The sequence below is a fragment of the Streptomyces sp. TM32 genome (assembly GCF_004122755.1).
In the GTDB taxonomy this organism is placed as follows: domain Bacteria; phylum Actinomycetota; class Actinomycetes; order Streptomycetales; family Streptomycetaceae; genus Streptomyces; species Streptomyces sioyaensis.
The window spans coordinates 1-26585 of the sequence record NZ_SDIG01000086.1 but is presented as its reverse complement, the minus strand read 5'-3'; the positions used below and the strand labels follow the sequence as shown (position 1 = coordinate 26585).

Below are 26585 nucleotides of genomic sequence, written 5' to 3'. Positions count from 1 at the left end.
CCACCACATCGACGTCCTGGTGACCAAGGACAGCGGGGCAGATTCACACTGAGGTGATGGGCCGCCCATCCGCGACGGAGGAACGACGGACGGGCGGCCGCTGGACGACCACCACCGGCAGGCCCGCCTCCCGGGCCGCCGTCAGCTTGGCGGCGGTGGCGGCCGCCCCGCTGTCCTTGGTCACCAGGACGTCGATGTGGTGGTCCCGTAGCAGGGCCCGTTCGCCCTCCACCGTGAAGGGGCCGCGGTCCAGGAGGGTCGTCATCCGGGGCGGGTAGGGGGGCTCGGGGGCGTCGACGGAGCGGACGAGGAACCAGAGGTCGGTGAGGTGGGCGAAGTGGGCGAGGCCCATGCGGCCCGTGGTGAGGAAGACCCGGTTGCCGAGGGCCGGGAGGGCGGCGGCGGCCTCGTCCAGAGAGGTGACCTGGTGCCAGCGGTCGCCGGGTCCCGGTACCCAGCCGGGACGGCGTAGCGCCAGCAGGGGAACATGGGCGGTGGCGGCCGCCAGGGCCGCGTTCCGACTGATCGTGTCGGCGAAGGGATGGGTGGCATCGATGAGCGCGTCCACCGCGTGCGCGCGCAGCCAGCGGGCGAGGCCCTCGGGACCGCCGAAACCGCCGATGCGGACCTCCCCGGCGGGCAGCCGGGGCGCGGCGACCCGGCCGGCGAGCGAGCTCGTCACCCGCAGGGACGGGTCCGGCACGAGCAGGCCGGCCAGGCGGCGGGCCTCGGTCGTACCGCCGAGAATCAGGACGTGGCGCACCGGGCGGGCTGCGTCATTCATCGGGTCTCCTTCATGGATACCCCCGGCCTCAGTCGGGGGTGGGGGTACCTCCCGCTTGCGGGGGAGAGACGAAGCTTCTGCGGAGCAGAACAGGTAAAGCCGTATCGCCGCCGGGCGATACGGCGTCCGCCACGGTCGTGGTGGGGCGGCTCCCATAGGGCACCGGGTCTCAACTGTCGTACCTCCCAGGTAGGTTGGTGATCGTGACGACAGCAACACAGAAGAGGGAGCAAACCGGGTACGCCCGGTACACCTTCCGCTTGCGTGTGTCGTCCACCGCGAACACTTTGCTGCTGGCGGAGTGGGGCCGGTGCCGATGGGTGTGGAATGAGTGCGTCGCCAAGTCCAAGGCCGTCTATGCGCACAACCGTGCGCATCCCGAGGACAAGCGGACGTGCGGTCCGGTGCAACTGTCCGCGATGCTGACCGAGGCCCGTGCCCGCATTCCGTGGCTGAGTGAGGGCGCCTCGGTGCCGCAGCAGCAGTTGATACGTGATTTCGGCAAGTCCCGGGCGAAGGCGATGAAGGACATCGAGGCCCGGTTGCCGGTGCGGCAGCGCGCCGGTATGCCGAAGTGGAAGAAGAAGCGTGACGCCCCTGCGACCTTCGAATACACCCGGCGCGGGTTCCGTCTGAAGGACGGCCGTCTGCACCTGGCAGGTGGAATCGTGTTGCGGGTGGTGTGGTCGCGTGACCTTCCGTCCGACCCGTCCTCGGTGCGGGTGTACCGGGACAGTCTCGGCCACTGGTACGCGAGCTTCGTTGTCGCAACCGAGGCCGAACCTCTGCCCCGCACCGGCCACGTGATCGGTATCGACTGGGGTGTGAGGGAAGCCGCGACCACCACCAGCGACGCGCACGACCTGCCCCACGCGCAGCACGGCAGGAGCGCCGCGCAGAAACTCGCCCGTTACCAGCGGATGATGGTCCGCAGGAAGCCGAAACGCGGGCAGACCGCCTCGAAGGGCTACCGCGAGGCCAAACGGCAGACAGCGAAGGTCCACAAGAAAGTCGCAAGGCAACGTCAGGACACCGGCCGGAAATGGGCCAAGCACGTTGTCCGCGACCATGACGCTCTGGCCGTGGAGGACTTCCGGCCGAAGTTCCTCGCCAAGACCACGATGGCCCGTAAGGCGGCCGACGCCGCGATCAGCGCCACCAAGCGAGCCTTGATCGAGATGGGTCGTAAGCACGGCCGGAGGGTGCACCTGGTGCACCCGGCACACACCACCATGGATTGCGCAGACTGCGGAGCGAGAGCCAAGCACGCAATGCCCCTTTCCGAACGAACGTATACCTGCACCGCGTGCGGAGCCTCCCGGCCACGGGATAAGAACTCCGCCCGCGTGATGCTGGTCCGGGCTGGTCTCGTACCCGGCTAGCGTTGATCGTGTAAGACCTGTCGGACCGCCGGTCCGCAGGCGACGTGAGCTAGGAATCCCCCTCCTTTACGAGGGGGAGGAGTCAAGGGATGTGGGTTCCTCCGTGGAAGCGCAACCGCAGGGTACGGGGCCGCAGGGCACGGGGAAGGCCGCGGGCGGGCGCAGTGCGCAGCTCGCGCACACCGGGCTGCGGCACGGCTGGACGACCGGTGCCTGTGCGACGGCGGCGAGCACGGCCGCGTACACGGCGCTGCTGAGCGGTGAGTTCCCGGACCCGGTGACGATCACGCTGCCGAAGGGGCAGACACCGTCCTTCGCCCTGGCGGTGGAGGAGCTGGCGGCGGGCCGGACCTCCGCGATGGCGGGTGTCGTCAAGGATGCGGGCGACGATCCGGATGTCACCCACGGCGCGCTCGTCCGCGCCACGGTGCGGGCGCTGCCGGCCGGGTCCGGCATCGTCTTCCGGGCCGGGCCGGGGGTCGGGACGGTGACCCGGCCGGGGCTGCCGCTCGACGTCGGCGAACCGGCGATCAACCCCGTACCGCGGCAGTTGATGCGGGAGCATCTGAGGGAGGTCGCGGGACGGTACGGCGGCCTGGCGGCGGGCGGGGCACCCGACGTCGAGGTGGAGATCTCGGTCGATCACGGGGAGGAGATCGCCCGGAGCACCTGGAATCCGCGGCTGGGCATCCTGGGCGGGCTGTCGATCCTGGGGACCACCGGGATCGTGGTGCCGTACTCCTGCTCGGCCTGGATCGACTCCATCCGGCGGGGGGTGGACGTGGCGCGGGCCGCGGGGCGGCGGCATGTGGCCGGGTGTACGGGATCGACCTCGGAGAAGGTCGCCGTCGCCCTGCACCACCTGCCCGAGGACGCCCTGCTGGACATGGGCGACTTCGCCGGCGCGGTGCTGAAGTACCTGCGGCGTCATCCGGTCGAGCGGCTGACGGTCTGCGGCGGGTTCGCCAAGCTGTCCAAGCTGGCGGCGGGGCATCTGGATCTGCACTCCGCGCGCTCACAGGTGGACAAGGGGTTCCTGGCGGAACTGGCCCGGCAGGGCGGGGCCGACGAGGCGCTGGCGGGTGCGGTGGCGGAGGCCAACACGGGCCTGGCGGCACTGCAGTTGTGTGCCGCGGCGGGCGTGCCGCTGGGCGATCTGGTGGCCGCGCGGGCGCGCGAGGAGTCGCTGGCCGTGCTGCGGGGCGCGCCCGTCGCGGTCGACGTCATCTGCATCGACCGCGCGGGGATGGTGGTGGGGCGGGCGGAGCCGCGGGGCCCCGGTGAGACCGGCCGTGGAGAGCCCCTCGGGTGAGGGGCCTCCCCGACTCGGCGGTCAGTAGTTGCGGTAGCCGCGATCGAAGTTGTTGTTGCGACCGAAGTTGTTGTTGCGGTAGCCGCCGCGGGCGAACCGGTCCAGACCGCAGTGGCCCGTCCTGCCGGTGAGCGCGCCCAGGGCCGTCTTCAGGGCACAGGCCGTCAGCCGGAGCGGGTTGTTGCGGTACCGTCCCCGGCCCTCGTTGCGCCCCTCCCGGCGGTCGTTCCGCCGGTCGCGGCGCTCGTTGAACCGGCTCGGCGTGTCGTAGCTACGGGCCGGGGCGTCGTGCATCCACGGCGAGGCGTCGTGGGTCTGCGCCGGGGTGTCCGTCGCCAGCGTGGGGTTGTCCTTGCCGTCCGCGACGGCGACGGGGCCGCCGACGAGCGTCAGCACGGTTGCGGCGCCGACCAGGCCGGCGGCGAGTTTGGTACGCATCGTGGCGTACTCCTTTGCTCGGCCCCCCTTGGGTGTCGCAGCTTCCTTACCGGCCCCCGGGAGCCAGGAAACGGACATTCACCCCGATGCGGTGAGATCACCCACCGGACGGTCCCGGCCTCACGGCGTGTCCGACGGCACCTCCGCCCGCTGCCCGCTGCCCTACGGCGTGTCCGTCGGTTCGGCTGCCCTACGGCGTGTCCGTCGATTCCGGTTCCGGCTGCGGCGCCGCGCACGGGGCGTGCGGCCGCTCGCGGTCCGTCGAGTAGAGGTGGCTGTCGCGGAACTGCTCGGCGCCCAGGGTGCGCCCGACGAGGATGACGGCCGTCCGCACCACGCCCGCGTCCTTCACCTGGCCGGCGATATCGGCGAGGGTGCCGCGCAGCACGAGTTCGTCGGGGCGGGAGGCCATGGCGACGACTGCGGCCGGGCAGTCGGCGCCGTAGTGCGGCAGGAGTTCGGCAACGACCCGGTCGACGTACATGGCTGCCAGGTGCAGCACCAGCAGCGCGCCGCTGCGTCCGAGGGTGGCGAGGTCCTCGCCCTCGGGCATGGGCGTGGCGCGCTGGGCGACACGGGTGAGGATGACGGTCTGGCCGACGGTGGGGACGGTCAGCTCGCGCTTGAGGGCGGCGGCCGCGGCGGCGAAGGCCGGAACGCCGGGCACGACCTCGTACGGCACACCGGCCGCGTCCAGCCGTCGCATCTGCTCGGCGACCGCGCTGAAGACGGACGGATCGCCGGAGTGCAGCCGGGCGACGTCGTGGCCCTCTTCGTGGGCGCGGACCATCTCGGCAGTGATCGTGTCGAGGTCCAGCTGCGCGGTGTCGATCAGCCGCGCGCCGGGCGGGCACTCGGCGAGCAGCTCGCGCGGCACCAGGCTGCCGGCGTACAGACACACCCCGCAGGACGCGAGCGTACGGGCGCCGCGCACGGTGATCAGGTCGGCGGCGCCGGGGCCCGCGCCGATGAAGTGGACGGTCATGGCTGTCGGTTCTCCTGCGAGGACGGTCCCGGAGAGACGGGAGGAGCGGCGGGAGGAGCGGCGGAGGAGGCGGAACGGGAGTCGGCCGGGGGTTTGACCGCCGACCACTGGGTGACCGGCATCGCCTGCCGCCAGCCCGTGAAGCCGCCGACCGGCACCGCGTGGGAGACCGCGAGCCGGACCAGTTCGCCGCCGTGGCGGCGGTGGCGCTCGGCGAGCAGCGCCTCGGATTCCAGGGTCACCGTATTGGCGACGAGGCGGCCCCCGGCAGGCAGCGCGTCCCAGCAGGCATCGAGCAGGCCGGGGGCGGTCAGCCCGCCGCCGATGAACACCGCGTCCGGCACCGGCAGCCCCTCCAGCGCGGCGGGCGCGGAGCCGGTGACCACCCGCAGCCCCGGTACGCCGAGCGTCCGCGCGTTCCGGCCGATGCGCTCGGCGCGTACCGGGTCCCGCTCGACGCTGACGGCGCGGCAACTGCGGTGCGCCCGCAGCCATTCGACGGCGATGGAGCCGGAGCCGCCGCCGATGTCCCACAGGAGTTCGCCGGGGGCGGGCGCCAGCGCGGCCAGGGTGGCGGCCCGGACATGACGCTTGGTCAGCTGGCCGTCGTGCTCGTAGGCCGCGTCGGGCAGGCCGGGGACGGTGGACAGGTGCGGGGTGCCGGGCGCGCGGACGCAGTCGAGCGCGAGGACGTTGAGGGCGTCGCCGGGCGGGAGGCCCCAGTCGGCGGCCACGCCCTCGGCCGTCCGCTCACGGGCGCCGCCGAGTTGCTCCAGTACGCGCATCCGGGTCGGGCCGAAGCCGTGGGTGCGCAGCAGCGCGGCGACCTCGGCGGGGGTGTGGGCCCCCGCGGACAGCACCAGCACCCGGCGTCCGTCGTACAGCGCCCGGAGAAGGTTCTCGGCGGGCCGCCCGACGAGCGTGACGACCTCGGTGTCCTCCACCGGCCAGCCGAGGCGGGCGCAGGCGTAGGAGACGGCGGAGGGGTGCGGGAGGATGCGCAGCCGGTGGCCGGCGGGGGCCGGCGCCTCTCCCAGCACGTCCGCCGGAGCACACTCCGCCTCCTCCGCCAGCACCTCGGTCAGGGTCCGGCCGATCCCGTAGAACATCGGGTCGCCGCTGGCCAGCACGCAGATCCGGCGTCCGGCGTACGCGGCGAGCAGGCCGGGGACGGCGGGACGCAGCGGGGAGGGCCACGGGACGCGCTCGCCGGTGCACTCCGCGGGCAGCAGCGCCAGCTGGCGGGCGCCGCCGATCAGCACCTCGGCCGCGCACAGGGCCCGGCGGGAGGCGGCGGGCAGTCCGTCCCAGCCGTCGGCCCCGATGCCGACGACGGACAGCGGCTCGGGAGCGGCCGGGGCGGGTGGTGCGGGGCTCACTGCCGGGTACCTCAGGGGTCGGGAGGGGACGCGGGATCAGGTCCGGGAGGCCAGGCACCGGTCCGGCGGGACAGGCACCGGTCCGGCGGACAGGAACCGGTCCGGGGGACGGGAGCCGAACTCTACTGACCGGTCGGACCGCTCCATCCGGTGGGGCGGGGGGGGCGGCCGCGGTGTGACCTCGGGCGGTCCGTCGGCCGCCCCACCCTCACGTCAGCAGCGTGAGCAGGAACTGCCCCGCGAACAGGAACGACGCGCAGAAGCCGAGGACCGCCGGCAGCCACTGCCAGATGCCGCGCGGGGCGTCGAAGCAGGCCAGTTGGCCGAGGACAGCGAGCACGCCGGTCAGGGCGCCCAGCCAGAAGGGCAGGCCGTCGTGGTGGGTGTACAGGATGGCGACGGCGGCCAGCAGACCGAGCACCGCCATGATCTGGCCCCTGCCGGGCGCGGGCCGCCGGGTCTCGCCCGTAGCGCTCATGCCGCCGGATGCTACCCGCGCCGGACGGGCCGCGGCCGTTGCCCCGCCGTACGGCGCCGGCCGGCCTCCGTTTCCCGCTCGCCCTCCCCCGCCTCCCGCACCGCTCTGACCAGGCACGATCGGTCGTTCGACGGTAATGACAACGGTCACCGGTGCAGCCTTTGGATCTTTCGCCGAAGTGCGGTTTGCTTCCCAGGAGGAGCCAGTGGCAGCAAGCCAGAAGGGAGGCGTCCATGACCGAGCACGCCCACGGCCAGGGGCACGACCACAGCCATGCACACGGAGTCTCGGCGGATGCCGACCGGCGCTGGCTGCGCGGCGCGCTCATCCTGCTCACCAGCTATCTGGCGATCGAGGTCGTCATCGGTGTGGTGGCGCAGTCCCTGGCGCTGATCGCGGACGCCGCCCATATGCTCACCGACGCGGTCTCGATCGTGCTCGCCCTGATCGCGATGCGGCTGGCCGCGCGCCCGGCCCGCGGCGGGTACACCTACGGACTCAAGCGCGCCGAGATCCTCTCCGCACAGGCCAACGGCATCACCCTGCTGCTGCTGTCGGTCTGGCTGGGGTACGAGGCGATCCAGCGGCTGATCACGCCGCCCGCGGTGACCGGCGGACTGGTGCTGATCACCGCGCTGGCCGGGGTCGTGATCAACCTGATCTGCACCTGGATGCTGTCCCGGGCCAACCGCTCCAGCCTGAACGTCGAGGGCGCCTACCAGCACATCCTCACCGACCTGTTCGGGTTCATCGCCACCGCCGTCTCCGGTCTGATCGTGCTGACGACGGGCTTCCGGCAGGCGGACGCGATCGCCTCGCTGGTGGTCGTGGCGCTGATGCTGCGGGCCGGTACGAGCCTGGTGCGCGAGTCCGGCCGGATCTTCCTGGAGGCCGCACCGGCCGGGGTCGACCCGGACGCGCTGGGCGATCACCTGTGCGCCGCGGACCAGGTAGTCGAGGTGCACGACCTGCACATCTGGCAGATCACGTCCGGGCAGCCGGCGCTGTCCGCGCACATCCTGGTGGAGCCGGGCGGCGACTGCCACAAGGTCCGCCGCAGTCTGCAGGAGCTGCTGAGCGGGGAGTACGGCATCGCCCACGCCACCCTCCAGGTCGATCACGTCGGCGAACAGGGCGCGCCCGACGACGTCCTGACCCTCGGCCCGCGGCCCGGCCCCGCCCCGGAGCAGCAGGCCGAACACTGCGCGGACGCCCACGGTCCGGTGCACCGGGCGGGGCCGCACAAGCACTGAGGGCCCGGTCGTACGGGCCGCGTGCCCCGCGGACATCGCCCCGCTGCCGCCCCTCACTCGGGTGAACCCGGACCGGGGAGGGAGCCGTCTGCCGACGGTGGCGGCGGCCGCGATGCTCCGATGACGGCATGAGAACCGCCGTTGTCTGTGCGCTGCTGTGCGCCGCCACGCTCCTCGGACCGTCCGCCGCCGCATCGGCACCGCAGGCACCGCCGCCCGCCGTCTCGGTGTCGGTCGCGGTGACCGACGGCGTCGACGACACCGAGGCCGGCAAGCGGCTCGACTACCGCATCACGGTGCACAACCTGGGGCCCACCGACGTCCGCCGGGCCCGCATCGAGCAGGAGATGCCGGCCACCACGACCTCCGCCACCGCACCCGGCGGCACCGTCGAAGGGCGGGGCACCGGCGAGCAGAAGGTGATCTGGCGCTCCGACATTCCCGCGCACGACATCCAGGTGTTCACCGCCACCGCCGTACTCGGCGACCGCACCGACCTCACCGCCACCGCGGCCCCCGGCAGCATGCGGGCCGCCGCGACGGTCTGTGTCTACGTCGGCGGATCCTTCGCGCCCACGGCCTGCTCGGGCGATCTCGACGACCTGCCGGAGACGGACCCGGAGGGCGGGGGCGGCGACGGCTGGGTGTGGTGGGCGGTGGGCGCCGTGGCCGTCGCGCTGCTCGGGCCGGGTGTGGTGCGGGCGGTGCGGCGGCGGGCCGCGGCACCGCGCTGAGTGCGGGCCGCGCGCACGGTCACCCGTTGGCACCGGCCCCGCTCGCGGCCGGCAGGAGTTCCCACTTGCCTGGGAGCAGGCCGCGGGGCGCGCCGGGCGGCACTCCCCCGGGCCCGACCGAGCCGAGGGACGCCGACCGGATCACCGCCAGGAGGGACCCAACCGATGTCAGCGAGCGCACCCGTACGCCCGGGCGGGCGGGTGCCGGCGGGGGAGCCGCCAGCGCGCGGCCCGCGGACGGCCTGGCGGGGTGTGGCCGGCGGGGTGCTGCTGTTGGTGGGGGTGGTGCTGCTGCCGCTGGGGCTGGCCGCCGTCCGGGCGCGCGCCGAGCTGACCGAGACCGACGGCTATGTGGCGGCGGTGGCGCCGCTGGCCGGAAACGCCGCCGTCCAGGAGGCGGTCGTCGGCGATGTGACGGACGGCGTGATGGCACATGTCCGGCTCGACGGGCTGCTCAAGGCCGTACCCCGCGCCGAACGCCCCGCGGTGCGCCGCCACTTCACCCGCGGCATCCGCGAGTACGTGACCCGGCAGGTGCGGCAGGTCGTCACCGGCCGCGGCTTCCCGGCGATGTGGAGCGGGGTGCACCGCACCGCCCACCGGACCCTGGACGGCAGTCTGACCGCCCCCGGCCGCTCCGCGGTCACGCTCGATCTCACGCCCGTCGTGGAGCGGGTCAGACATCAGCTGTCCCACAACGGCGTGGGGCTCGACCTCGTGCGCCAGGTGCCGCGGGCCGGAGTGCAGATCGTGCTGCTGAAGGCCCCGGACGTGCCGCGTGTCCGGGCGGCCTACGACCTCGTGCACACCGGGGCACGGCTGCTGCCGCCGGCCGCGGCGCTGTGTCTGGCCGGCGGGCTGGTGCTGGTACGGCGCCGGCGGCGGGCACTGATCGGTGCCGGGGCGGGCTGTGCGGCGGCCGCCGCGCTGCTGGCCGTGGCGCTGGCACTGATCCGCCGCCGCACCCTGGACGCGCTGCCGGCCATGGTCTCCCGGCCCGCCGCGGGCGCCTACGCCGACGCCCTCACCGAGCCGCTGCTCACCGGGGTCTGGCTGCTCATCGGCGCGGGAGCCCTGACCGCCACACTGGCCGCGGGCGGACCACCGGCGGCCCGGGCACTGCGCGCACGGCGGCTCGCCGCCCGTGCCGCACAGGTGTAGTGACCCGCGTTCAGATCGCCAGCACCGTCTTGCCCTGGGCCCGGCCGGTGCGGCTGACCGCGAGGGCTTCCGGCGCCTCCTCCAGGGGGACCTCGCGTCCGACCAGGACCGTCAGCCGGCCCGCGTCGACCTGGCCGGCGAGGATCTCCAGCAGCTGCGGGGAGGGGCGGTTGACGAAGTTGAAGCCGCGGAGGTTGTGGTCGGTCAGCTCGTCCGCGTCGGCCGAGCCGATCAGCGAGACGGCGATCCCCCCGTCGCGTACGGTCCGGGTCAGCTTGGCGAAGTCCTCGGGACCACCGGTCATGTCGATCAGCACGTCGACACCGTCCGGATGGGCCGCCAGAACCTGGTCGGCCACCGACCCCGCGGTGTGGTCGACGGTCTCCGCGGCGCCCAGCGTGCGCATCAGTTCCGCTTTCGCCGGGCGCGCGGTGGCGATGACCTCGGCGCCGCGGCCGGCCGCGAGCTGGGTGGCGAAGGTGCCGACGCCGCCGGTCGCCCCGACGATCAGCACCCGTCTGCCCTCGCCGATCCGGGTCTCCTCCACCAGGTTGTATGCGGTCATGCCGGCCGTCGGCAGCGCCGCGGAGGTGGCATAGGTGACGCTGCGGGCGGCATGGGCGATGCGGTCCTCGTCGGCGAGGGCGAGTTCGCAGTACGAACCGCCGCCGTGCTGCGGCCGCTGGAACTGGCCGAACACCGCGTCGCCGATGGTGAACCGCCGTACCCCGGCGCCGATCGCGAGCACCTCGCCCGCCCCGTCCGTCCCCAGGACCAGCGGGAAGGAGACCGGCACGGCATCCCCGAACATCCCGTCGGCGATCTTCCAGTCGATGGGGTTGAGTCCGGCGGCGGCCAGCCGCACCAGGACCTCACCGGGCCCTGGGTCGGGCTGTGGCAGATCCATGAGCTGCGGCTGTTCACCGAATGCGCTGACTGCTACGGCTCTCATGTGGCGTTCCCTTCCACCCTTCCGACCGGTGGCCGAAGTGGATCGTAAGCACGCCGGTGGGGCCGGATGTGGCAGGAGGGGAGGCGGTGCGGCGGAAGCAACTCTTACGGCCCCCCGGGCAGGGGCCGCCTGGCCCCGGGCCCGATCACCGGGTGGCGCCGAGGCCGCACCGCCGGTCCGGGGCCCGGCCCGGGGGGCGCCGCCGCGGCCCGCGCCGAGGCCCGACGGCCCGCCGGGCGGACCCAGCGTGGTGAATTCCCCGGCCCGCGGGGTCGCGGCTGCGGAAGTTCCGGCAGCCGGACGCGGCAGCTCGGGTACACATGACGCCATGCGCGTTCTGGTGGTGGAGGACGAGGAGTTCCTCGCGGACATGATCGTCTCGGGGCTGCGTCGTGCGGAGCTCGCGGTGGACATCGCCCACAGCAGCCGCGCGGCGCTGGACAGGCTCCGGCGCGACGCCTACGACGTGCTCGTCCTGGACCGCGATCTGCCCGGCCTGCACGGTGACGAGGTCTTCCGGTACGTGGTGGAACAAGGGCTGCCGACCCGGGTGTTGCAGCTCACCGCGGCCGGCCCGGCGCCCGGCCCCGACGGGCGCCAGGAGCCCGGCGCCGACGACCGGCTGACCAAGCCCTTCGCGTACGAGGCGCTGCGCGACCGGGTGCTGGCGCTGGGCCGGCGCGCCCGCTCCGACCGGCCGCCGGTGATCGAGCGGGCCGGGGTCCGCGTCGACACCGGGCGCCGGCTGGCCCTCCGCGACGGCCGGCCGCTGGCGCTGTCCCGCAAGGAGTTCGGCGTGCTGGAGGTGCTGCTGCGCGCCCAGGGCACGGTGGTCAGCGGCGACGAGCTGATCGAGGAGGTGTGGGAGGAGCACCCCAGCTACCGCGCCAACGCCGTACGCGTCACGCTCGGCACCCTGCGCGCCAAGCTCGGTGACCCGCCGGTGATCGAGGCCGTGCCGGGCGCCGGGTACCGGATGGGCGATGGAGCGGAGCCGGACGGTGGAGGGGAGCCGGAACCGACGGCGGGCGCCCGCGGCTGAGCCGCCGCACCGCCACCGGCTGACGGTCCGTCTTCCCGCCCCCGCTGACGGCCCTCGTCCCCACCCGATTGCGCGCATGACGGGTCGGGGCGCGGACCACGGGATTCAATGGCGCAATGATCCGGTTCGACTCCGTCACCAAGCGCTACCCCGACGGGACCACCGCCGTTGACGGCCTCTCCTTCGAGGTCGGCGAGGGGGAACTGGTGACGCTGGTCGGGCCGTCCGGCTGCGGCAAGACGACGACCATGATGATGGTCAACCGGCTGATCGACCCCACCCACGGCCGGATCAGCGTCGACGGTTCCGACATCGCCGGCGTCGACCCGGTCCAGCTGCGCCGCCGGATGGGCTACGTCATCCAGCAGACCGGCCTCTTCCCGCATCGCACCGTCCTCGACAACACCGCCACCGTGCCCGTGCTGACCGGCTGGAAGAAGGCCAAGGCACGCGAGCGGGCCGCCGAACTCCTGGACCTGGTCGGCCTGGACCCGGGCGTCTACGGCTCGCGCTACCCCGAGCAGCTCTCCGGCGGCCAGCGCCAGCGGGTCGGAGTGGCCCGTGCGCTCGCCGCCGACCCGCCGGTGCTGCTGATGGACGAGCCGTTCGGCGCGGTCGACCCGGTCGTCCGCGACCGGCTCCAGAAGGAGTTCCTGCGGCTCCAGGCGACCCTGCACAAGACCGTGCTGCTGGTCACCCATGACATCGAGGAGGCCATCCGGCTCGGCGACCGGATCGCGGTCTACGGGGCGGGCCGGATCGAGCAGTACGACACCCCCGCCAGCGTCCTCGGCGCCCCCGCCACCGCGTATGTCGCCGAATTCGTCGGCACCGACCGTGCGTTGAAGCAGCTCTCGGTCACCACCATCGACCGCGCCGACCTCGAACGTCCGCCGTTCGCCCGGCTCGACGAACCCGCCGCGGAGGCCATGGCCCGGATGCGGACCGAGGGCGCCCGCTGGGCGGTGGTGCTCGACGAGGAGGGCGAGCTGCACGGCTGGGTGGGCACGGAGGAACTGGTGGGTGCGGCCGGCACGGTCGCCGGTCACGCCCGACGGATGGAGGCCTGGGTGCCGGTGACCGGCACCCTCAAGGACGCCTTCAGCGAGATGCTCAAGCACGACGCCGGCTGGATCGCGGTCCTGGACGGCCACCGCTTCCTGGGCGTCCTCACCCCGACCACGCTCCATGAGGCGCTGCGCCGCACCATCGGGGGCAGGGGCGAACGAGGCGTCCGGCGGGAGCGGGACGAGGTGGATTCGGTGCCTACGCAGTGAGCGCGGCGGGAGTGGGCGTGGGGGGGAGCAGGAAGGAACCGGGAAACGGCCGGGCGTTTCACGTGAAACATGCCGTGCCCACCGTGCCGTACCCAGCCGTGCCGTGCTATTGCCACCGCCCCGTCGCCGCCCCCTCAGCCCTTGGGCAACAGCCCTTTCGACTCAAGGTAGTTACGGGCCACATCCGCCGGCAGCCGCCGCCAGCTGTCCACCTCCTCGTTGAGGTACGCCAGATCGGCGGTGGTGAGGACCTTGCCGAGGCGGTTGAGCGCGGCGGCCACACGGGCACTGCCCGCGCGGGAGCGGTTCACGACCGGGAGGACGTAGTCGGCGTTCTGCAGCTTCTTGTCGTCGGGGAGCAGCACCAGACCGAACTGGTCGAGGGTGGCATCGGTGCTGGTGGTCAGCACCATCTGGTCCTGCCCGTTCTGGACGGCCTGTTTGGCGGGCGTGGTGCCCACGCCCTTCGGGTCGATGGCGGCGATGTTGATCCCGTACTTCTTCTTCAGCCCCGGCGCACAGAAGGGCCGCTGGACGCACTCGTCGCCCGCCGCAAGACGCACCGGCAGCTTGGACCGGCCCAGGTCACTGAGGGTCTTGAGGTGGTGCTTGCGGGCGTAGGCGGCGCTCACCGCGAAGGCGTTCTGGTCGACGGCCCGGCCGGCCGGGAGCGCGGTCAGACCACGGGCGCCGGCGAGCCGACGCAGCACGGCCGTCGTGGCACCGAGGTCGGGCGAGGCGACCGGGGCCGCCGTGGCCCCCTTGTTCTTGGCGTTGAGCCAGTCCGCGAGGGTCGCGGCGTACTCGGGGACGACATCGATCTGCCCGGCCTCCAGGGCGGGTTCGTACAGCTCACGGTTGCCGACGGTCACGACACGGGTGCGGTAGCCGGCGTGGTTGAGCAGGGCCGCGTACATCTGCGCGAGCAGCTCGCTCTCGGTGAAGCCGGCCGAGCCGATGGCCAGGTCATGGCTGTCGCCGGGGGAGGCGGTGATCGCGGACCGGGTCTCCAGGGAGGGCCCGCTGGTGCAGGCCGCGAGACCGAGCGCGGTGAGGACCGCGAGGGCCGTCGCGGCGGCCCTCACCGGGTCCGCCCCCGCACCCACCCCGGCGCACACCGCTGCACCAGCTCGAAGGCCGCCTCCATCAGCAGGGCGAACACCGCGACCAGCACGGCACCGGCGACCACCTGCGGGGTGCTGGCCAGGTTGAACCCCGCGGTGATGATCCGGCCCAGACCGCCGCCGCCGACCAGCGCGGCGAGCGTCGCCGTGGCCACCAGCTGGACCGCGGCGATCCGGATGCCGGTCAGGACGAGGGGAAAGGCGAGCGGCACCTCGACCCGCCGTACCAGCTGCAGGCCGGTCATCCCCATGCCCCGTGCGGCCCGCACCACGTTCTGGTCCACCTCCCGCATCCCGACGTACGCGTTGGTGAGCAGCGGCGGAATGGCGAACAGCACCAGCGCGATGATCGTCGGCCATTGACCGTACCGTCCGATCGGGGTGAGCAGCAGCAGGACCAGGACGGCGAAGGTCGGCACCGCACGGCCGACGTTGGCCAGATTGACGGCCAGCGCGCCACCGCGCCCGAGGTGACCAAGGGTCAGCGCGACCGGCAGCGCGATCAGGGCGCTGAGGACCAGGCAGGCGAAGGTGAGCACCAGGTGCTGTTCGAGGCGGTGCCAGACGCCGTTCTCGCCGGACCAGTGGGAGGCGGTGGTCAGCCAGGCCCAGACCGCCGAGAGGGTGTTCATGTCCGCCGCCCGGGGGCCGCGGCCGGCTCTGCGCCGCGCGCGGTGGCCCGGGCCCGCACCCGCGTCCGCCGGCCCGCCCGGCGCCAGGGCGTGAGCAGCCGTTCCGCGCCGAGCAGCAGCAGATCGAGCACGACCGCGATGAGCACACAGAGCACGGACGCGGTGAGCACCTGCGCCTTGAAGAAGGAATTCATGCCGGCGTAGATGAGGTTGCCCAGCCCGCCGTACCCGACGATCGCGCCGACGGTGGTGAGCGCGACCGCGGAGACCGTGGCGATCCGCAGCCCGGCCATCGCGGCCGGCAGGGCCAGCGGCAGCTCCACGGTCAGCAGTTGGCGCATCGGCCCGTAGCCCATACCGCGGGCGGCTTCCTTGGCCTCGGCGGGGACGCCCTCCAGCCCCGCCAGGAGGTTCCGGACCAGCAGCGTCAGGGAGTACAGGGCGAGACCGACCACGACGAGGGTGGCGGACAGCCCGTAGACCGGCAGCAGGAGCGAGAACATCGCCAGCGACGGGATCGTGTAGATCACCGTGGTGAGGCCGAGCACCGGTCCGGCCGTCCAGCGCCGGCGGCGGGCCAGCAGCGCCAGCGGGACCGCGATCACCAGCCCGAGCGCCACCGAGACCACCGTCAGCTGGAGATGCTGGGCGACCGCGTCGAGCAGGATCTGCCGACGGGTACGCAGATAGTCGCCGCAGATCCAGTCGTTTCGGGCCAGGCAGTCGTCCGGAGGCGGTGCGGTCACGGTACGAGTCCACCCCGGCGGGCGCGGAGTGTCGCGGCGGACGCGTCCGATCGGGGCGGCCGCGTACGACCGCCGCCGACCGGCCCGCGGCCCGCCCCCCTTGGCTCCTCACCTCGCGTACACACCCCACGTATACATCGCATGTGTACTGCCTGTGTATAGTCACCTCCGAGTCCCTTCGACCGCCGTGAGCGCGGGTCGGCGCGGCGCGGCCAGGCCCGTACGCGTCGGCTTCGCCCTGCCCGGAACGCAGGTCACGGGCCCGTAGGCGGCCGTCCGCACCCGAGGAGAGACCCGCATGCCGAAGCAGATTTCCGCGGCCCGCCGCACATCCATAGCCGGGCTGCTGACGGCCACGTCCCTGGTCCTGGCCCTCAGCAGCTGCACCTCCTACGACGTCACCGCCCCGGCCGACGCCCGCGCCGACGCACCGGCGGCCGACGTGAAAGCGAAGGACGCCCGGCTCGCCGCGGCCAAGGACGCGAAGGGCAGCCGGAAGACCACGAGCGCGCGCGGCGCCGAGGTCGACTGCCGCAAGGCCAAGTGCGTCGCCCTCACCTTCGATGCCGGCCCCAGCGAGAACACCAACCACCTGCTGGACATCCTCAAGCGGGAGAAGGTGCATGCGACGTTCTTCATGCTCGGCAAGAACCACATCGAAAAGCGCCCCGCCGAGGTGAAGCGGATCGACGCCGAGGGCCATGAGCTGGCCAACCACACCTGGTCGCACCAGATCCTCACCGACATCAGGCCCGAAACGGCCTGGGGCGAGATCTCCCGCGTCCAGGACGCGGTCCGCAAGATCACCGGCAAGTCGCCCACGCTGATGCGTCCGCCGCAGGGCAGGACCGACAAGGACGTGTCCAAGATCAGCAAGGAACTCGGCGTGGCTCAGGTCCTGTGGAGCGTGACCGCCAAGGACTACGAGACCAACGACTCGGCCCTGATCACCAAGCGGGTGCTGGAACAGACCGAGCGCGACGGCATCATCCTGCTGCACGACATCTACCGCGGGACCGTGCCGGCCGTCCCCGGCATCCTCAAGGAGCTGAAGAAGCGCGGCTACACGGTGGTCACGGTCTCCCAGCTGCTCTCCCCGGCGAAGCCGGAACCGGGGATGGTCTACCGGCCGTAGTGCACGGCAGGAAGCGGGCGCCGCTGAGCCGGGCCCGCCGCCGCGTACGACCGGCGTCGCGACGCCCGCCCCGCCGCGTACGGCCGGTGCCGCCGGTAACCAGCCCGCCCCGGCACCCTGTTGCGTACGCGCCATGCGGTCGCTCCCCGGTGTGCGACACGGGCAGTGCGCCCCGATGGGACGTGCGGGTACCCCCGGCAGGGACGATCATGCGACGGCGCCACCACACACGGCAGGGGCGCCGGATCACTCCGGCGCCCCTGCTCACGTCCCTGCGATGCGCGGGCGCTCAGCACACCCGCGGCTCAGCTCACCCGCGGCTCACCCCCGCGGGCGCTCCGCCTCCACCCGCCGGCGGCCCTTGTCGTCGGTCGGGGCCGGGGACTTGGACGGCCCGGTCTGCGGCCCCGCGGCACCGCCCTTGCCCGCCCCCGGCTTGCGCGGCGGGGCGACGGTGTCCTGCGGGAACGTCAGCTGCTGGCTCTGCCACTCCAGGGCCGGGACGACCTCGCGCCGCCAGGTCGTGAACTGGTGGCTGCCCTGCGGCAGGATGATCGAGTCGACCGTCATCGGCGACTTGGCCGCATGGATGAAGTTCATCGTGGCGCCGTAATCCGCCTCGCCCTTGCGGCTGCTGGCCACCAGCGCGGAGATCTGCGGGGCGGGCAGGTGCTTCATCCGCCACAGCAGATCGTGCTCGCGCTCGCGCTTGGCGCCCTCCGGACCCGGGCCGAAGAGGCTGCCGGTGGTCAGGTCGTCCTTGATCGCGTAGTCACCCGAGAGCGAGACCGCCGAGGTGTAGACGTTCGGGTTGCGCATCGCCAGCTGGAGCGAGCAGGTGCCACCCGACGAGTACCCGAACGCGCCCCAGGCACTGGGGTCGTGGCCCACCCGGTAGGTCGACTTCATGGCGTCCGGCAGGTCCTTGGTGAAGAAGGTCTCGGCCTGCGGCCCGCCCGGCACGTCCACGCACTCGGTGTCCCGCGGCGGCGCGATCGTCGGCCGGACCATCACGATCACCGTCGGCTGCATCCGGCCCTGCGAGATCAGCCGGCCCGCGTTCTGCGGCACCTGGAGGTGCTGGGCGAGGTTCATGATTCCGCCGGGGTAGCCGCTGATGACGACCATGACGGGGAACCGCTGACGGCGGTACTGCTGCTGGAAGTACTGCGGCGGCAGATAGACGAAGCCGGGGTTGATGGCGCGCGTGCGGCGGCCGATGATCCGTACGGACTCGACCTTGCCCACCTGGTTCGGGGCACCCTTGGGCAGTCCGGACACGCGGTCGAGGCCCTGCGGACCCGCGGGCTGGATCAGCCCGCCCTTCAGGTTGCCGACCGAGGCGAACTGACCGCCGCCCTGGCTCACGGACACCGGGGCCTTGTCGTTGTTGCCCAGCAGCTCGTCCCAGTTGCCGTAGAACTCGAAGTTGGTGTTCACGGCGAGGGCGAGCGCGCACACGATCGACAGCTGGGTGACCGCGATGGCTCCCAGTCTGCCCAGGACGGGGCCCACCCCGCGCCGTGACAACCGGGGCCAGAGCCACACCGTGGCGGCCACACTCGCCACCGCCAGCACGATCACCGTGTACTCGAGCGACTGACTGGTCAGCCCCATGCGCCCACATCTCCCGTCACCCGCGAAGGGTTCTTGCCTTCTTCCGGCCGCCTAAGGCACAACGTGCGGCTCAGGACAATGGTCACCGGAGAAGAGGGGCACACCTGCGCATCGGATACGTGAACGACTTGGTTCTTACCTCGCTCTTGCCACATCGTTTCCGCGGCGTGATGTGCGACGAGGAACGGCAACGCCCGCGACGGGGGAGCGAGTGCGGCGCGCGCAGGGTGCGGGGACCACGAAGAGCCCAGGTCAGCGGGGGTTTCGGGGTCGCGGCACGGACGCGGAGGCCCGGACGACCACGGACGGAGCGATCGCTTCCGGCCCCACAACTCCCGCCACTTCACACATGGCCGAATCAACTCCCCTTCCCCCTCCGGCCGTTGTGACACCTGCCGGTGCGATGCGATACCAAGGGGGAGGAAAGCCGCATGACACCCCATGTGCGAACAGCTCGGGATCCGGTGGGCGAACGGCTCGGGATCGGGAGCGTTTCGAGCGGGACGCGGCGCCGTGATGAACGGCGGAGGAACAATTCCGGGAAGGCCGGGACGGCTCGCCAGAACTGCCGAAAGGCTCGTCCGGCCGGCCGGGCCACCTCGTACGCAGGACGAACGCGGCGACGGCGCGCCGGCCGAAACCAGTCGCCCCCGCAACACCCCCGGATGGCCCACCACACAAGGCGCGGGGTCCCACGACGAGGCCGGTCCCGGCCGCTACCCTTACGTATCCGTCCTGGTCAGGGACATGTCCGTGCGTCACGGACAAACGCCGCACCCACCACACGCAAGAGAGGTTCGCCGATGGGCATTCGGAGTCTGCTGCGCAACGCTTTCGGTCGCTCCAAGGCGACCCGCGAAGAAACCGGCGCGGCCCCGAGCGGCGCCGACACACGGGAGTCCGCGACCATTCCCGAGGCCCGCGAGGAGTCCACCCCGGCTCCTTCCACCCCGGCCCCGGAAGCCGAGGTCCCGGCCGCACGGACGGCCCCCGCGGAGTCCCCGGCCCCCGACCCGGCTCCGGCGACCCCGACACTGCCGGCCCAGGGCACCCGGGCCGATGTGGCGGAGCGCGCGGCGGAGACGTCCGCGGCCCGGGAGGAGTCCGCCGTACAGGAGGAGCCCGCCGTACGGGACGAGGCCGAGGTGCGGGGCGAGTCTGCGGCGGAGTCCCTCGCGGCGGCCGAGCCGGCTTCCGCCGAGCCGGTCGAAGCCGCCGACGCTTTCGCCGACTCCTCCTCCGACGCCGTTTCCGACCTCGTGAGCCAGGCCTTCGACACCCCGGCGCCGGCGGCTCCCACCCAGCCGACCGCTGACACCGCCGCACCGACGGCGGAAGCGGAGGCCGCAGTGGCCGCGGAGGCCGCAGCGGCGACAACCGCGGAGGCAGCGGCGGACGCCGAGCCGGAGCCCGTGGCAGCGGCCGCCGAGCCCGAGCCCGCGGCTGCCGCCGTCGCGGAACCGGAGCCGGAGCCGGAGCCCGAGCCCGCGGCAACGGCTGAAGCCGCGCCCGCTCCCGCGCCCGAGCCCGAGGCGCAGCCGGCCCCCGAGGCGACGCCGGCCCCCGTGGCCGCCGCGGCGGCCGAGACGAAGGCCCCCGCCACGCCCCAGGCCCTCGACAGCCTCATCAAGTCCGCGGCCGCCGTCCTGGACAAGCACGGCCTCGCCACCCAGCGCGCCGTCGTCTACCTGGTCCTCGACCGCTCCGGCTCGATGCGCAACTACTACAAGGACGGCACCGTCCAGAACCTCGCCGAGCAGGCCCTCGGCCTCTCCGCCCGACTCGACGACGCCGCCACCGTCCCCGTCGTCTTCTTCTCCACCGACATCGACGGCACCGCCGACCTCGACCTCACGCATTACGAGGGGCGCATCGCGGAGCTGCACGCCGGTCTCGGCCACATGGGCCGTACGAACTACCACTGGGCCATCAACGCCGTGGTCGACCACTACAAGAAGTCCGGCTCCACCGCGCCGGCGTTCGTCATCTTCCAGACGGACGGCGCCCCGACCTCCAAGCCGGCCGCCGAGAAGGCACTCTGCGAGGCGGCCGGGCTCCCCATCTTCTGGCAGTTCCTCGGCTTCGGTGACCCGGACGCCAAGGGCTTCGACTTCCTCCGCAAGCTCGACGACCTGACCGTCCCGGAGCGGCGGGTCGTCGACAACGCCGGCTTCTTCCACGCCGGCCGCGACCCCCGCGGCCTCTCCCACGACGAGCTCTACCAGCAGCTCATGGTCGAGTTCCCCGAGTGGCTCGCCGAGGCCCGCGGCGCCGGCATCCTCAAGGACAGCTGACCTCCGCGCTCCGCTCACGACACCTCACCGGCCGCGGCCGGGCCCCACCGGCCCGGCCGCGGCCGCTGTCATGAGCCCGCCGCCCGCACGAGAGGCGAGCCCCCGCCCCGCTACCTACGCTGAATGGGTGACACGCCCCGTGTGATCCGGTTGCTCCGGTGTGGGCGGCGAGGTGGTCGGGGTGGCCCTACAGCCGAGCGAGGCCGGTCGTGATGAGTGACGCGAGCCAAGAGGGAACCGGCGCCGGTGCTCCCGGCCCCACAACTCCCAGCTGGGCGGTGTCGGCACCGCCCGATCCGCGGCGCTGGTGGGGGCTGGTGGTGATCGCGATTGCGCAGCTCATGGTGGTGCTGGACGCGACGATCGTGAACATCGCGCTGCCCTCGGCCCAGCGGGACCTGGGGATATCGGACGCGAACCGGCAGTGGGTGATCACCGCGTACACGCTCGCGTTCGGCGGACTGCTGCTGCTCGGCGGGCGGATCGCCGACCTGGTGGGGCGGAAGCGGACCTTCATGATCGGCCTGGTCGGGTTCGCGGTCGCGTCGGGGCTGGGCGGTGCGGCCACCGCCCCCGGGCTGCTGTTCGGGGCGCGGGCGCTGCAGGGCGCCTTCGCGGCGCTGCTGGCGCCGTCCGCACTGTCATTGCTGACCACGACGTTCACCATCGGCAAGGAACGCAGCAAGGCCTTCGGCATCTACGGGGCCATCGCGGGCGGCGGCGCGGCCATCGGGTTGATGGCCGGCGGGCTGCTGACCGAGTACCTGACCTGGCGCTGGTGCCTGTATGTGAACGTGCCGGTCGCGGTGATCGCCTTTACCGGCGCTGCCGTGTTCCTGCGCGACAAGCCCGAGCGGGACCGCGTCCACCTGGACGTTCCCGGTGTGGTGCTGGGCTGCGGCGGCCTGGTCGCGATCGTCTACGCATGCAGCGAGGCGCAGCCGCGGGGCTGGAGTGACGGGCTGGTCGTCGGGCTGCTGGCCGGCGGCGTGCTGCTGCTGGGCGTCTTCGCGTGGTGGCAGACCCGGGCCCGCCATCCCCTGCTGCCCTTGCACATCGTGCGGAACCGGAACCGCGGGGGCGCCTTCCTGACCATGGGCCTGGCGGTCATCGCGCTGTTCGGGATGTTCCTGTTCATGACGTACTACCTGCAGACCGTGCTCGGCTACTCCCCGGTGAAGACCGGGCTGGCCTTCCTGCCGATGGTGGCGGCGATCGTCGTCGGTTCGACGCAGATATCGGCGCGGCTGCTGCACCGCATCCCGCCGCGGTTCCTGATGGTCCCGGGCGCGCTGCTCGCCTCCGTGGGGCTCTTCACGCTGAGGTTCCTGACGGCCGCGCCCGCCTATGTCTCGCATGTGCTTCCGGCCATGCTGCTCGTCGGCCTCGGCATGGGCCTGACCTTCATGCCGGTGATGGCGACGGCCACCTCCGGGGTGGCGCCGCACGACTCCGGTGTCACCTCCGCGACGGTCAACACCGCGCAGCAGGTGGGCGGTTCGATCGGGACGGCGCTGCTGAACACGATCGCGACCTCGACGAGTGCGACCTTCATCGCGAGCCGGCTGGCGGCCGCGGCCCGGCAGACCACCGGCCCCGGGCTCACCCCGGCGGTGCGCGACGGGATCGTGAAGAGCGGCGTGGTGCACGGGTTCACCGTCGCCATCGGGGTGGGCTCGGCCATCATGCTGCTGGCCGCGCTCGTCGCCGGGCTGATGGTCAACGGCCGGGCCCCGCAGCACGGCCCGATGCCGGCAGCGAACGCGGAGTCGGCGGACGCCGCGGTGTGAGGGCGGGGCCCGGCAGGACAGGGGGCCACCGGACGGGGCGGGTGCCGGCCGAGCGCCGGCGGGCCGGGCCGTCGGAGGGTGCGGCTGCCCGCCGAGCGCCGGGCGCGGCGCGGCGGCGGCAGGCCTCATCGGGCCCGGAAAAGCCCGCGCGGGCATCCCCACCCCGTCCAGTACGATATTGACGTTCCGTAAAGCAAATCCTCACTCACCGTAGCGACTTGGGAGCAGCCGGCAATGGCTCGACACCTCATCACCAGCGCCCTTCCGTATATCAACGGGATCAAGCACCTGGGCAACATGGTGGGGTCCATGCTCCCGGCCGACGTGTACTCCCGCTATATGCGCCAGCGCGGGCACGATGTGCTCTACATCTGCGCGACGGACGAGCACGGCACCCCTGCCGAGCTGGCGGCGAAGGAGGCCGGGCAGTCGGTCGACGCCTTCTGCGCCGAGCAGCACGACAAGCAGAAGGCGATCTACGAGGGCTTCGGGCTCGAATTCGACTACTTCGGCCGGAGCTCCTCCCGGGAGAACGTCGAGCTGACGCAGCACTTCGCGCGCAAGCTCCACGAAAACGGCTTCATCGAGGAGCGGGCGATCCGCCAGGTCTTCTCGATCGCCGACGACCGCTTCCTGCCGGACCGCTACATCGTCGGCACCTGCCCGCACTGCGGCTACGACAAGGCGCGCGGCGACCAGTGCGAGAACTGCACCCGGGTGCTCGACCCGACCGATCTGATCGACGCCCGCTCCGCGATCAGCGGCAGCGGCGAGCTGGAGGTGCGGGAGACCAAGCACCTCTTCCTGCTCCAGTCGAAGCTGCAGCACGAGGTCGAGGGCTGGCTGGACGGCAACGGCAGCAAGGAGTGGCCCACGCTGGCCTCGTCCATTGCGCACAAGTGGCTGACCGAGGGCCTTCAGGACCGGGCGATCACCCGCGACCTGGACTGGGGCGTTCCGGTGCCGGCCGATGTGTGGCCGGAGCTGGCGGCCGAGGGCAAGGTCTTCTACGTGTGGTTCGACGCGCCGATCGAGTACATCGGGGCGACCAAGGAGTGGGCGGACGCCGCTGCCGACGACAGCCGCGACTGGAAGTCGTGGTGGTACGAGGCCGAGGACGTCCGGTACACGGAGTTCATGGCCAAGGACAATGTGCCGTTCCACTCCGTGATGTTCCCGGCGACGCAGTTGGGCACCCGCGAGCCGTGGAAGAAGGTCGACTTCCTCAAGGCCTTCAACTGGCTGAACTACTACGGCGGGAAGTTCTCCACCTCCCAGCGCCGCGGCATCTTCACGGACGCCGCGCTGGAGCTGCTGCCGGCCGACTACTGGCGCTACTTCCTGATCGCCAACGCCCCCGAGTCGGACGACACCTCCTTCACCTGGGAGCTGTTCTCGTCCTCGGTCAACAAGGACCTGGCGGACACCCTCGGCAACTTCGTCAACCGTGTGCTGTCGTTCTCCCGGAAGCGGTTCGGCGACGAGGTGCCCGCGGGCGCCGAGGCCGGGGCCGCCGAGCAGAAGCTGGGCGCGGAGATCGCCGGGCTGCTGGCGGAGTACGAGCGCCACATGGACGCCCTCCAGTTCCGCAAGGCCGCGGCCTCGCTGCGCGCCCTGTGGAGCGCGGGCAACTCCTACCTGGAGGAGAAGGCCCCGTGGCTGGAGATCAAGACGGACAAGGACGCGGCGGCGCTGACGCTGCGGACGGCGATGAACCTGATCCATCTGTACTCGGTGGTCTCCGAGCCGTTCATTCCGGCCTCGGCCAAGGCGATGCGGGGCGCGTTCGCCCTGGAGAACGACACCGCGGTGTGGGTCTCCCCGCAGGAGGCCGAGGCACTGGCCTCGGTGCCGGCCGGAACGCCCTTCACCGTCCCGCCGGTGCTCTTCGCGAAGATCACCGAGGAGGACCTGGAGTCCTACCGCGCACGCTTCGGCGGCGCGGAGGAGTAATCCTCCCCGCACCCGGGCACCCGCGCCCGTCCGGCCCTTGCGGCCGGGCGGGTGCCTGCCTGTGCGGCCCCGGACGGCCCGTGGCTCCGCCCCGGCTCACGGCCGGGCCGGCGGTGACACATACGCGCTCAGCGGTTCCAGCCCCGGCACCCGACGCAGCGGGACCGGCCGCCAGCCACGGGCGTAGGCGGGCGGCTTGTCGCCGGTGCGCAGCAGGACGGCGGCCGGGCGGTGCGCCCCCAGCCGGGCCAGCGCGGTGGGGCTGATGCCGGCGTCATGGCCGTACGGCTGACGGGACGCGCAGCCCACCTGATACGCCACCCGTACCGCCTCCTCGCCGCTGACCACGCACGGCGGCCGAACCCCGGCCGCGCGCAGCATCCCGGCGACCCGGCCGATACCGGTCTGCGCCCGCACGGTGCTCCGCACCATCTTGTGCACGATCACCAGCTGGATCGCCTCATGGCCGAGCAGCACGAGGACGAGGGCGGCCACCGCCCAGCCGTGCCCGCGCCGCGGCAGCCGGGTCAGCCAGTACAGGAACCAGGCGGCCGGCATCAGCAGCAGGGCGTAGGCGGGCAGCAGAAAGCGCGGAGCGGCGTAGTCCACCGTCAGGAGGTAGGGGACGGCGAGGCCGAGGCCGGTCAGGGCCGCCAGGACGAGCGGGGCCGGTCCGTACCGGTGCACGGGGCCGGCACCGTCGCGCAGACGCACCCCGGACCACGCCGGACGGTAGCGGTACAACGCCTCGGCCGAACCGGTGCCGTCCTCCGGGACGGCGGGGGCCCGCAGTCCGGCCGACGGGACGGGGGCCAGCCCGAGCGGCCGGTCGTCGCGGCGCGCGGTCGGCCACACCGGCCCGTATCCGAGCAGCGCGCCGCCGGAATCGCGGGCGCGCAGCGCCGCCCAGACGGCTCCGATCACCGCCAGCGGCAGCAGGAACCACCACACTGCCGCCACCGGGTGGTCCCACGCCAGGTGGCAGGGGCGGCAGAGCGTCTTTCCCTGGAGCGCCCGGGCATGGTCGTCGAAGGACAGGTGCCAGCCGAGGCCGCCCTGGATCCGCGCGGCCTGCCGCAGCCGGGCGAGGAGCCCGCCGTAGGACAGATAGGCCTCCGCGACCCACTCGGCGCACCCCAGGGCCAGACCGGCCAACAGCGCCAGCAACACGGCGGGGCGCCGCCAGGCCGGTACGCACAGCGCCGCGGCGAACAGCGGCACGACCAGCCACACGGCATCGGTGGGGCGCATCAGCGCGGCCAACGCCACCGCGGCGGCCAGGCCCAGCGCCGCGCCCCGCCCGGCACGGGGCGCCAGTTGACGGGACGGCTGCCGTACGGCCCGCAGGAAACAGCCGGTGGCGGCGAGCGCGGCATAGGCGACCCACAGGTTGGGCATCGCCTGCGGGCCGTAGAAGAGCGTGACCCACAGACCCGCGAAGAGCGCACCGCCCAGGGCCGGTACGGGGGCGGGCAGCAGACGCCGCCAGACGCACAGGCTGAGCAGCAGCCCGGCGCCGGAGAGCACCGCCAGATAGCAGTGCAGCACGGGGGCCGAGGTCGTCAGGGCGGCGGCCGGGGCGAGCAGGAAGGAGACCCCTCGGGCCCGCGGGGCGCTGAAGAACGCGGCCGGCCGGTGGGGGTCGACCTGGCTGACGTAGACCACCTCGTCCCATCCCAGGCCGGGGGTGACAAGGGCCGAGTAGATCAGGCAGGCGGTGAAGACGACGGCGACGGCGGCGAGCCACCACAGGTCACGGGCCGGGGCGGAGCGCGCCGGACGGGCCCTCGGCTCCAGGCCGGACATCGCGGAGAGGAGGCTGGCTTGCTGCATGGGCACCAGAGTGCGGGCGGCGCCGGGCCCCGGCCACACGGGTGGAGCGGTCGGGGCACCCGGGCGGAACGGTCAGGGCACCCGGCCGCCCGCGCCGCGGGGCCACCCGCACCGTCCGATGTCCGGACCGACCGTGGTCCGCAGCCGACCGTGGTCGCCCGCCCGGACCCGCCACGGGGCACTGCACAGGCCGAGGGGCGGCGTTTCACCTTGGGTTCTAGGAGTCGTTGCAACACCCCAGTTCAGGGGATGCAATGGACTTCGAGGTCCGTAAGGACCGGGCG

21 protein-coding genes and 1 pseudogene are annotated in these 26585 nt (G+C 72.9%); 11 read left to right on the top strand and 11 right to left on the bottom strand.

Features of this window, described 5'->3' with window-relative positions; genetic code table 11:
* Positions 1 to 43: 43 nt before the first annotated feature.
* Entirely contained in the window at positions 44 to 784 is a 741-nt protein-coding gene (locus tag EST92_RS19325) for a cobalt-precorrin-6A reductase (RefSeq protein WP_129282133.1), read from the bottom strand.
* 203 nt (positions 785 to 987) lie between these two features.
* Here EST92_RS19325 and EST92_RS19320 point away from each other — a divergent pair.
* Positions 988 to 2200: pseudogene (locus tag EST92_RS19320) on the top strand (transposase); the annotation flags it as partial.
* 69 nt (positions 2201 to 2269) lie between these two features.
* Entirely contained in the window at positions 2270 to 3478 is a 1209-nt protein-coding gene (locus EST92_RS19315) for a cobalt-precorrin-5B (C(1))-methyltransferase (RefSeq protein WP_129282132.1), read from the top strand.
* Between the two features lie 21 nt (positions 3479 to 3499).
* Here the strand turns inward: EST92_RS19315 and EST92_RS19310 are convergent, their stop codons facing one another.
* From EST92_RS19310 to EST92_RS19295, 4 genes are all read right to left on the bottom strand, one after another.
* The gene (locus EST92_RS19310; RefSeq protein ID WP_129282131.1) at positions 3500 to 3916 is read right to left on the bottom strand and encodes a hypothetical protein; all 417 of its coding nucleotides are present in this window, start codon (positions 3914 to 3916) and stop codon (positions 3500 to 3502) included.
* A 190-nt stretch (positions 3917 to 4106) separates the two neighbouring features.
* Entirely contained in the window at positions 4107 to 4901 is a 795-nt protein-coding gene (cobM, locus tag EST92_RS19305) for a precorrin-4 C(11)-methyltransferase (RefSeq protein WP_129282130.1), read from the bottom strand.
* Positions 4898 to 6280, bottom strand: a complete 1383-nt coding sequence (gene cbiE, locus EST92_RS19300) for a precorrin-6y C5,15-methyltransferase (decarboxylating) subunit CbiE (RefSeq protein ID WP_129282129.1) — start codon at positions 6278 to 6280, stop codon at positions 4898 to 4900. Before cbiE ends, cobM begins: the two co-directional genes overlap by 4 nt.
* 208 nt (positions 6281 to 6488) lie before the next feature.
* Entirely contained in the window at positions 6489 to 6758 is a 270-nt protein-coding gene (locus EST92_RS19295) for a hypothetical protein (RefSeq protein ID WP_254068912.1), read from the bottom strand.
* Positions 6759 to 6991: 233 nt separating this feature from the next.
* Here EST92_RS19295 and EST92_RS19285 point away from each other — a divergent pair, with 233 nt between their 5' ends.
* The 3 genes from EST92_RS19285 to EST92_RS19275 all read left to right on the top strand — a co-directional run bounded on the left by EST92_RS19285 (position 6992) and on the right by EST92_RS19275 (position 9906).
* Positions 6992 to 8011: a cation diffusion facilitator family transporter gene (locus tag EST92_RS19285; RefSeq protein WP_129282128.1), complete on the top strand. Its 1020-nt coding sequence runs from the start codon at positions 6992 to 6994 to the stop codon at positions 8009 to 8011.
* 128 nt (positions 8012 to 8139) lie between these two features.
* Positions 8140 to 8745: a DUF11 domain-containing protein gene (locus EST92_RS19280; RefSeq protein WP_129282127.1), complete on the top strand. Its 606-nt coding sequence runs from the start codon at positions 8140 to 8142 to the stop codon at positions 8743 to 8745.
* Between the two features lie 165 nt (positions 8746 to 8910).
* Positions 8911 to 9906, top strand: a complete 996-nt coding sequence (locus tag EST92_RS19275; protein ID WP_129282126.1) for a hypothetical protein — start codon at positions 8911 to 8913, stop codon at positions 9904 to 9906.
* A gap of 10 nt (positions 9907 to 9916) precedes the next feature.
* Here EST92_RS19275 and EST92_RS19270 read toward each other — a convergent pair whose 3' ends face one another.
* Positions 9917 to 10858, bottom strand: a complete 942-nt coding sequence (locus EST92_RS19270) for an NADP-dependent oxidoreductase (protein WP_174244065.1) — start codon at positions 10856 to 10858, stop codon at positions 9917 to 9919.
* Between the two features lie 328 nt (positions 10859 to 11186).
* Here EST92_RS19270 and EST92_RS19265 point away from each other — a divergent pair, with 328 nt between their 5' ends.
* Positions 11187 to 11900, top strand: coding sequence for a response regulator transcription factor (locus tag EST92_RS19265; RefSeq protein WP_129282125.1), 714 nt, complete (start codon positions 11187 to 11189; stop codon positions 11898 to 11900).
* Between the two features lie 116 nt (positions 11901 to 12016).
* Positions 12017 to 13177, top strand: a complete 1161-nt coding sequence (locus EST92_RS19260) for a betaine/proline/choline family ABC transporter ATP-binding protein (RefSeq protein ID WP_129282124.1) — start codon at positions 12017 to 12019, stop codon at positions 13175 to 13177.
* 134 nt (positions 13178 to 13311) lie between these two features.
* Here EST92_RS19260 and EST92_RS19255 read toward each other — a convergent pair whose 3' ends face one another.
* Genes EST92_RS19255 through EST92_RS19245 form a run of 3 tightly spaced genes read right to left on the bottom strand, consistent with a single transcriptional unit; the run spans position 13312 to position 15679 of the window.
* Complete coding sequence (locus EST92_RS19255; protein WP_129282123.1) at positions 13312 to 14262, bottom strand: ABC transporter substrate-binding protein; 951 nt, start codon at positions 14260 to 14262, stop codon at positions 13312 to 13314.
* Positions 14259 to 14933 (bottom strand): ABC transporter permease subunit, encoded by a 675-nt coding sequence (locus EST92_RS19250; RefSeq protein WP_129282122.1) that lies wholly within the window; start codon positions 14931 to 14933, stop codon positions 14259 to 14261. The genes EST92_RS19255 and EST92_RS19250 overlap by 4 nt, the downstream gene beginning before the upstream one ends.
* Entirely contained in the window at positions 14930 to 15679 is a 750-nt protein-coding gene (locus tag EST92_RS19245) for an ABC transporter permease (RefSeq protein WP_129282121.1), read from the bottom strand. Before EST92_RS19245 ends, EST92_RS19250 begins: the two co-directional genes overlap by 4 nt.
* A 298-nt stretch (positions 15680 to 15977) precedes the next feature.
* Between EST92_RS19245 and EST92_RS19240 the strand changes: the two genes are divergently transcribed.
* Positions 15978 to 16814 (top strand): polysaccharide deacetylase family protein, encoded by an 837-nt coding sequence (locus EST92_RS19240; RefSeq protein ID WP_129282120.1) that lies wholly within the window; start codon positions 15978 to 15980, stop codon positions 16812 to 16814.
* Between the two features lie 321 nt (positions 16815 to 17135).
* Here the strand turns inward: EST92_RS19240 and EST92_RS19235 are convergent, their stop codons facing one another.
* Positions 17136 to 18431, bottom strand: coding sequence for an alpha/beta hydrolase-fold protein (locus EST92_RS19235; protein ID WP_129282119.1), 1296 nt, complete (start codon positions 18429 to 18431; stop codon positions 17136 to 17138).
* An 803-nt stretch (positions 18432 to 19234) separates the two neighbouring features.
* Here EST92_RS19235 and EST92_RS32600 point away from each other — a divergent pair.
* The 3 genes from EST92_RS32600 to metG all read left to right on the top strand — a co-directional run bounded on the left by EST92_RS32600 (position 19235) and on the right by metG (position 24468).
* Positions 19235 to 20725, top strand: a complete 1491-nt coding sequence (locus EST92_RS32600; RefSeq protein ID WP_129282118.1) for a VWA domain-containing protein — start codon at positions 19235 to 19237, stop codon at positions 20723 to 20725.
* A gap of 212 nt (positions 20726 to 20937) precedes the next feature.
* On the top strand, positions 20938 to 22515 hold the full coding sequence (locus EST92_RS19225) for an MFS transporter (protein WP_254068911.1): 1578 nt from the start codon (positions 20938 to 20940) through the stop codon (positions 22513 to 22515).
* Positions 22516 to 22749: 234 nt separating this feature from the next.
* Complete coding sequence (metG, locus tag EST92_RS19220) at positions 22750 to 24468, top strand: methionine--tRNA ligase (protein WP_129282117.1); 1719 nt, start codon at positions 22750 to 22752, stop codon at positions 24466 to 24468.
* Between the two features lie 96 nt (positions 24469 to 24564).
* On the opposite strand, the gene EST92_RS19215 is transcribed toward metG, so the two are convergent.
* Positions 24565 to 26301, bottom strand: a complete 1737-nt coding sequence (locus tag EST92_RS19215; protein ID WP_129282116.1) for a hypothetical protein — start codon at positions 26299 to 26301, stop codon at positions 24565 to 24567.
* Positions 26302 to 26585: the final 284 nt, after the last annotated feature.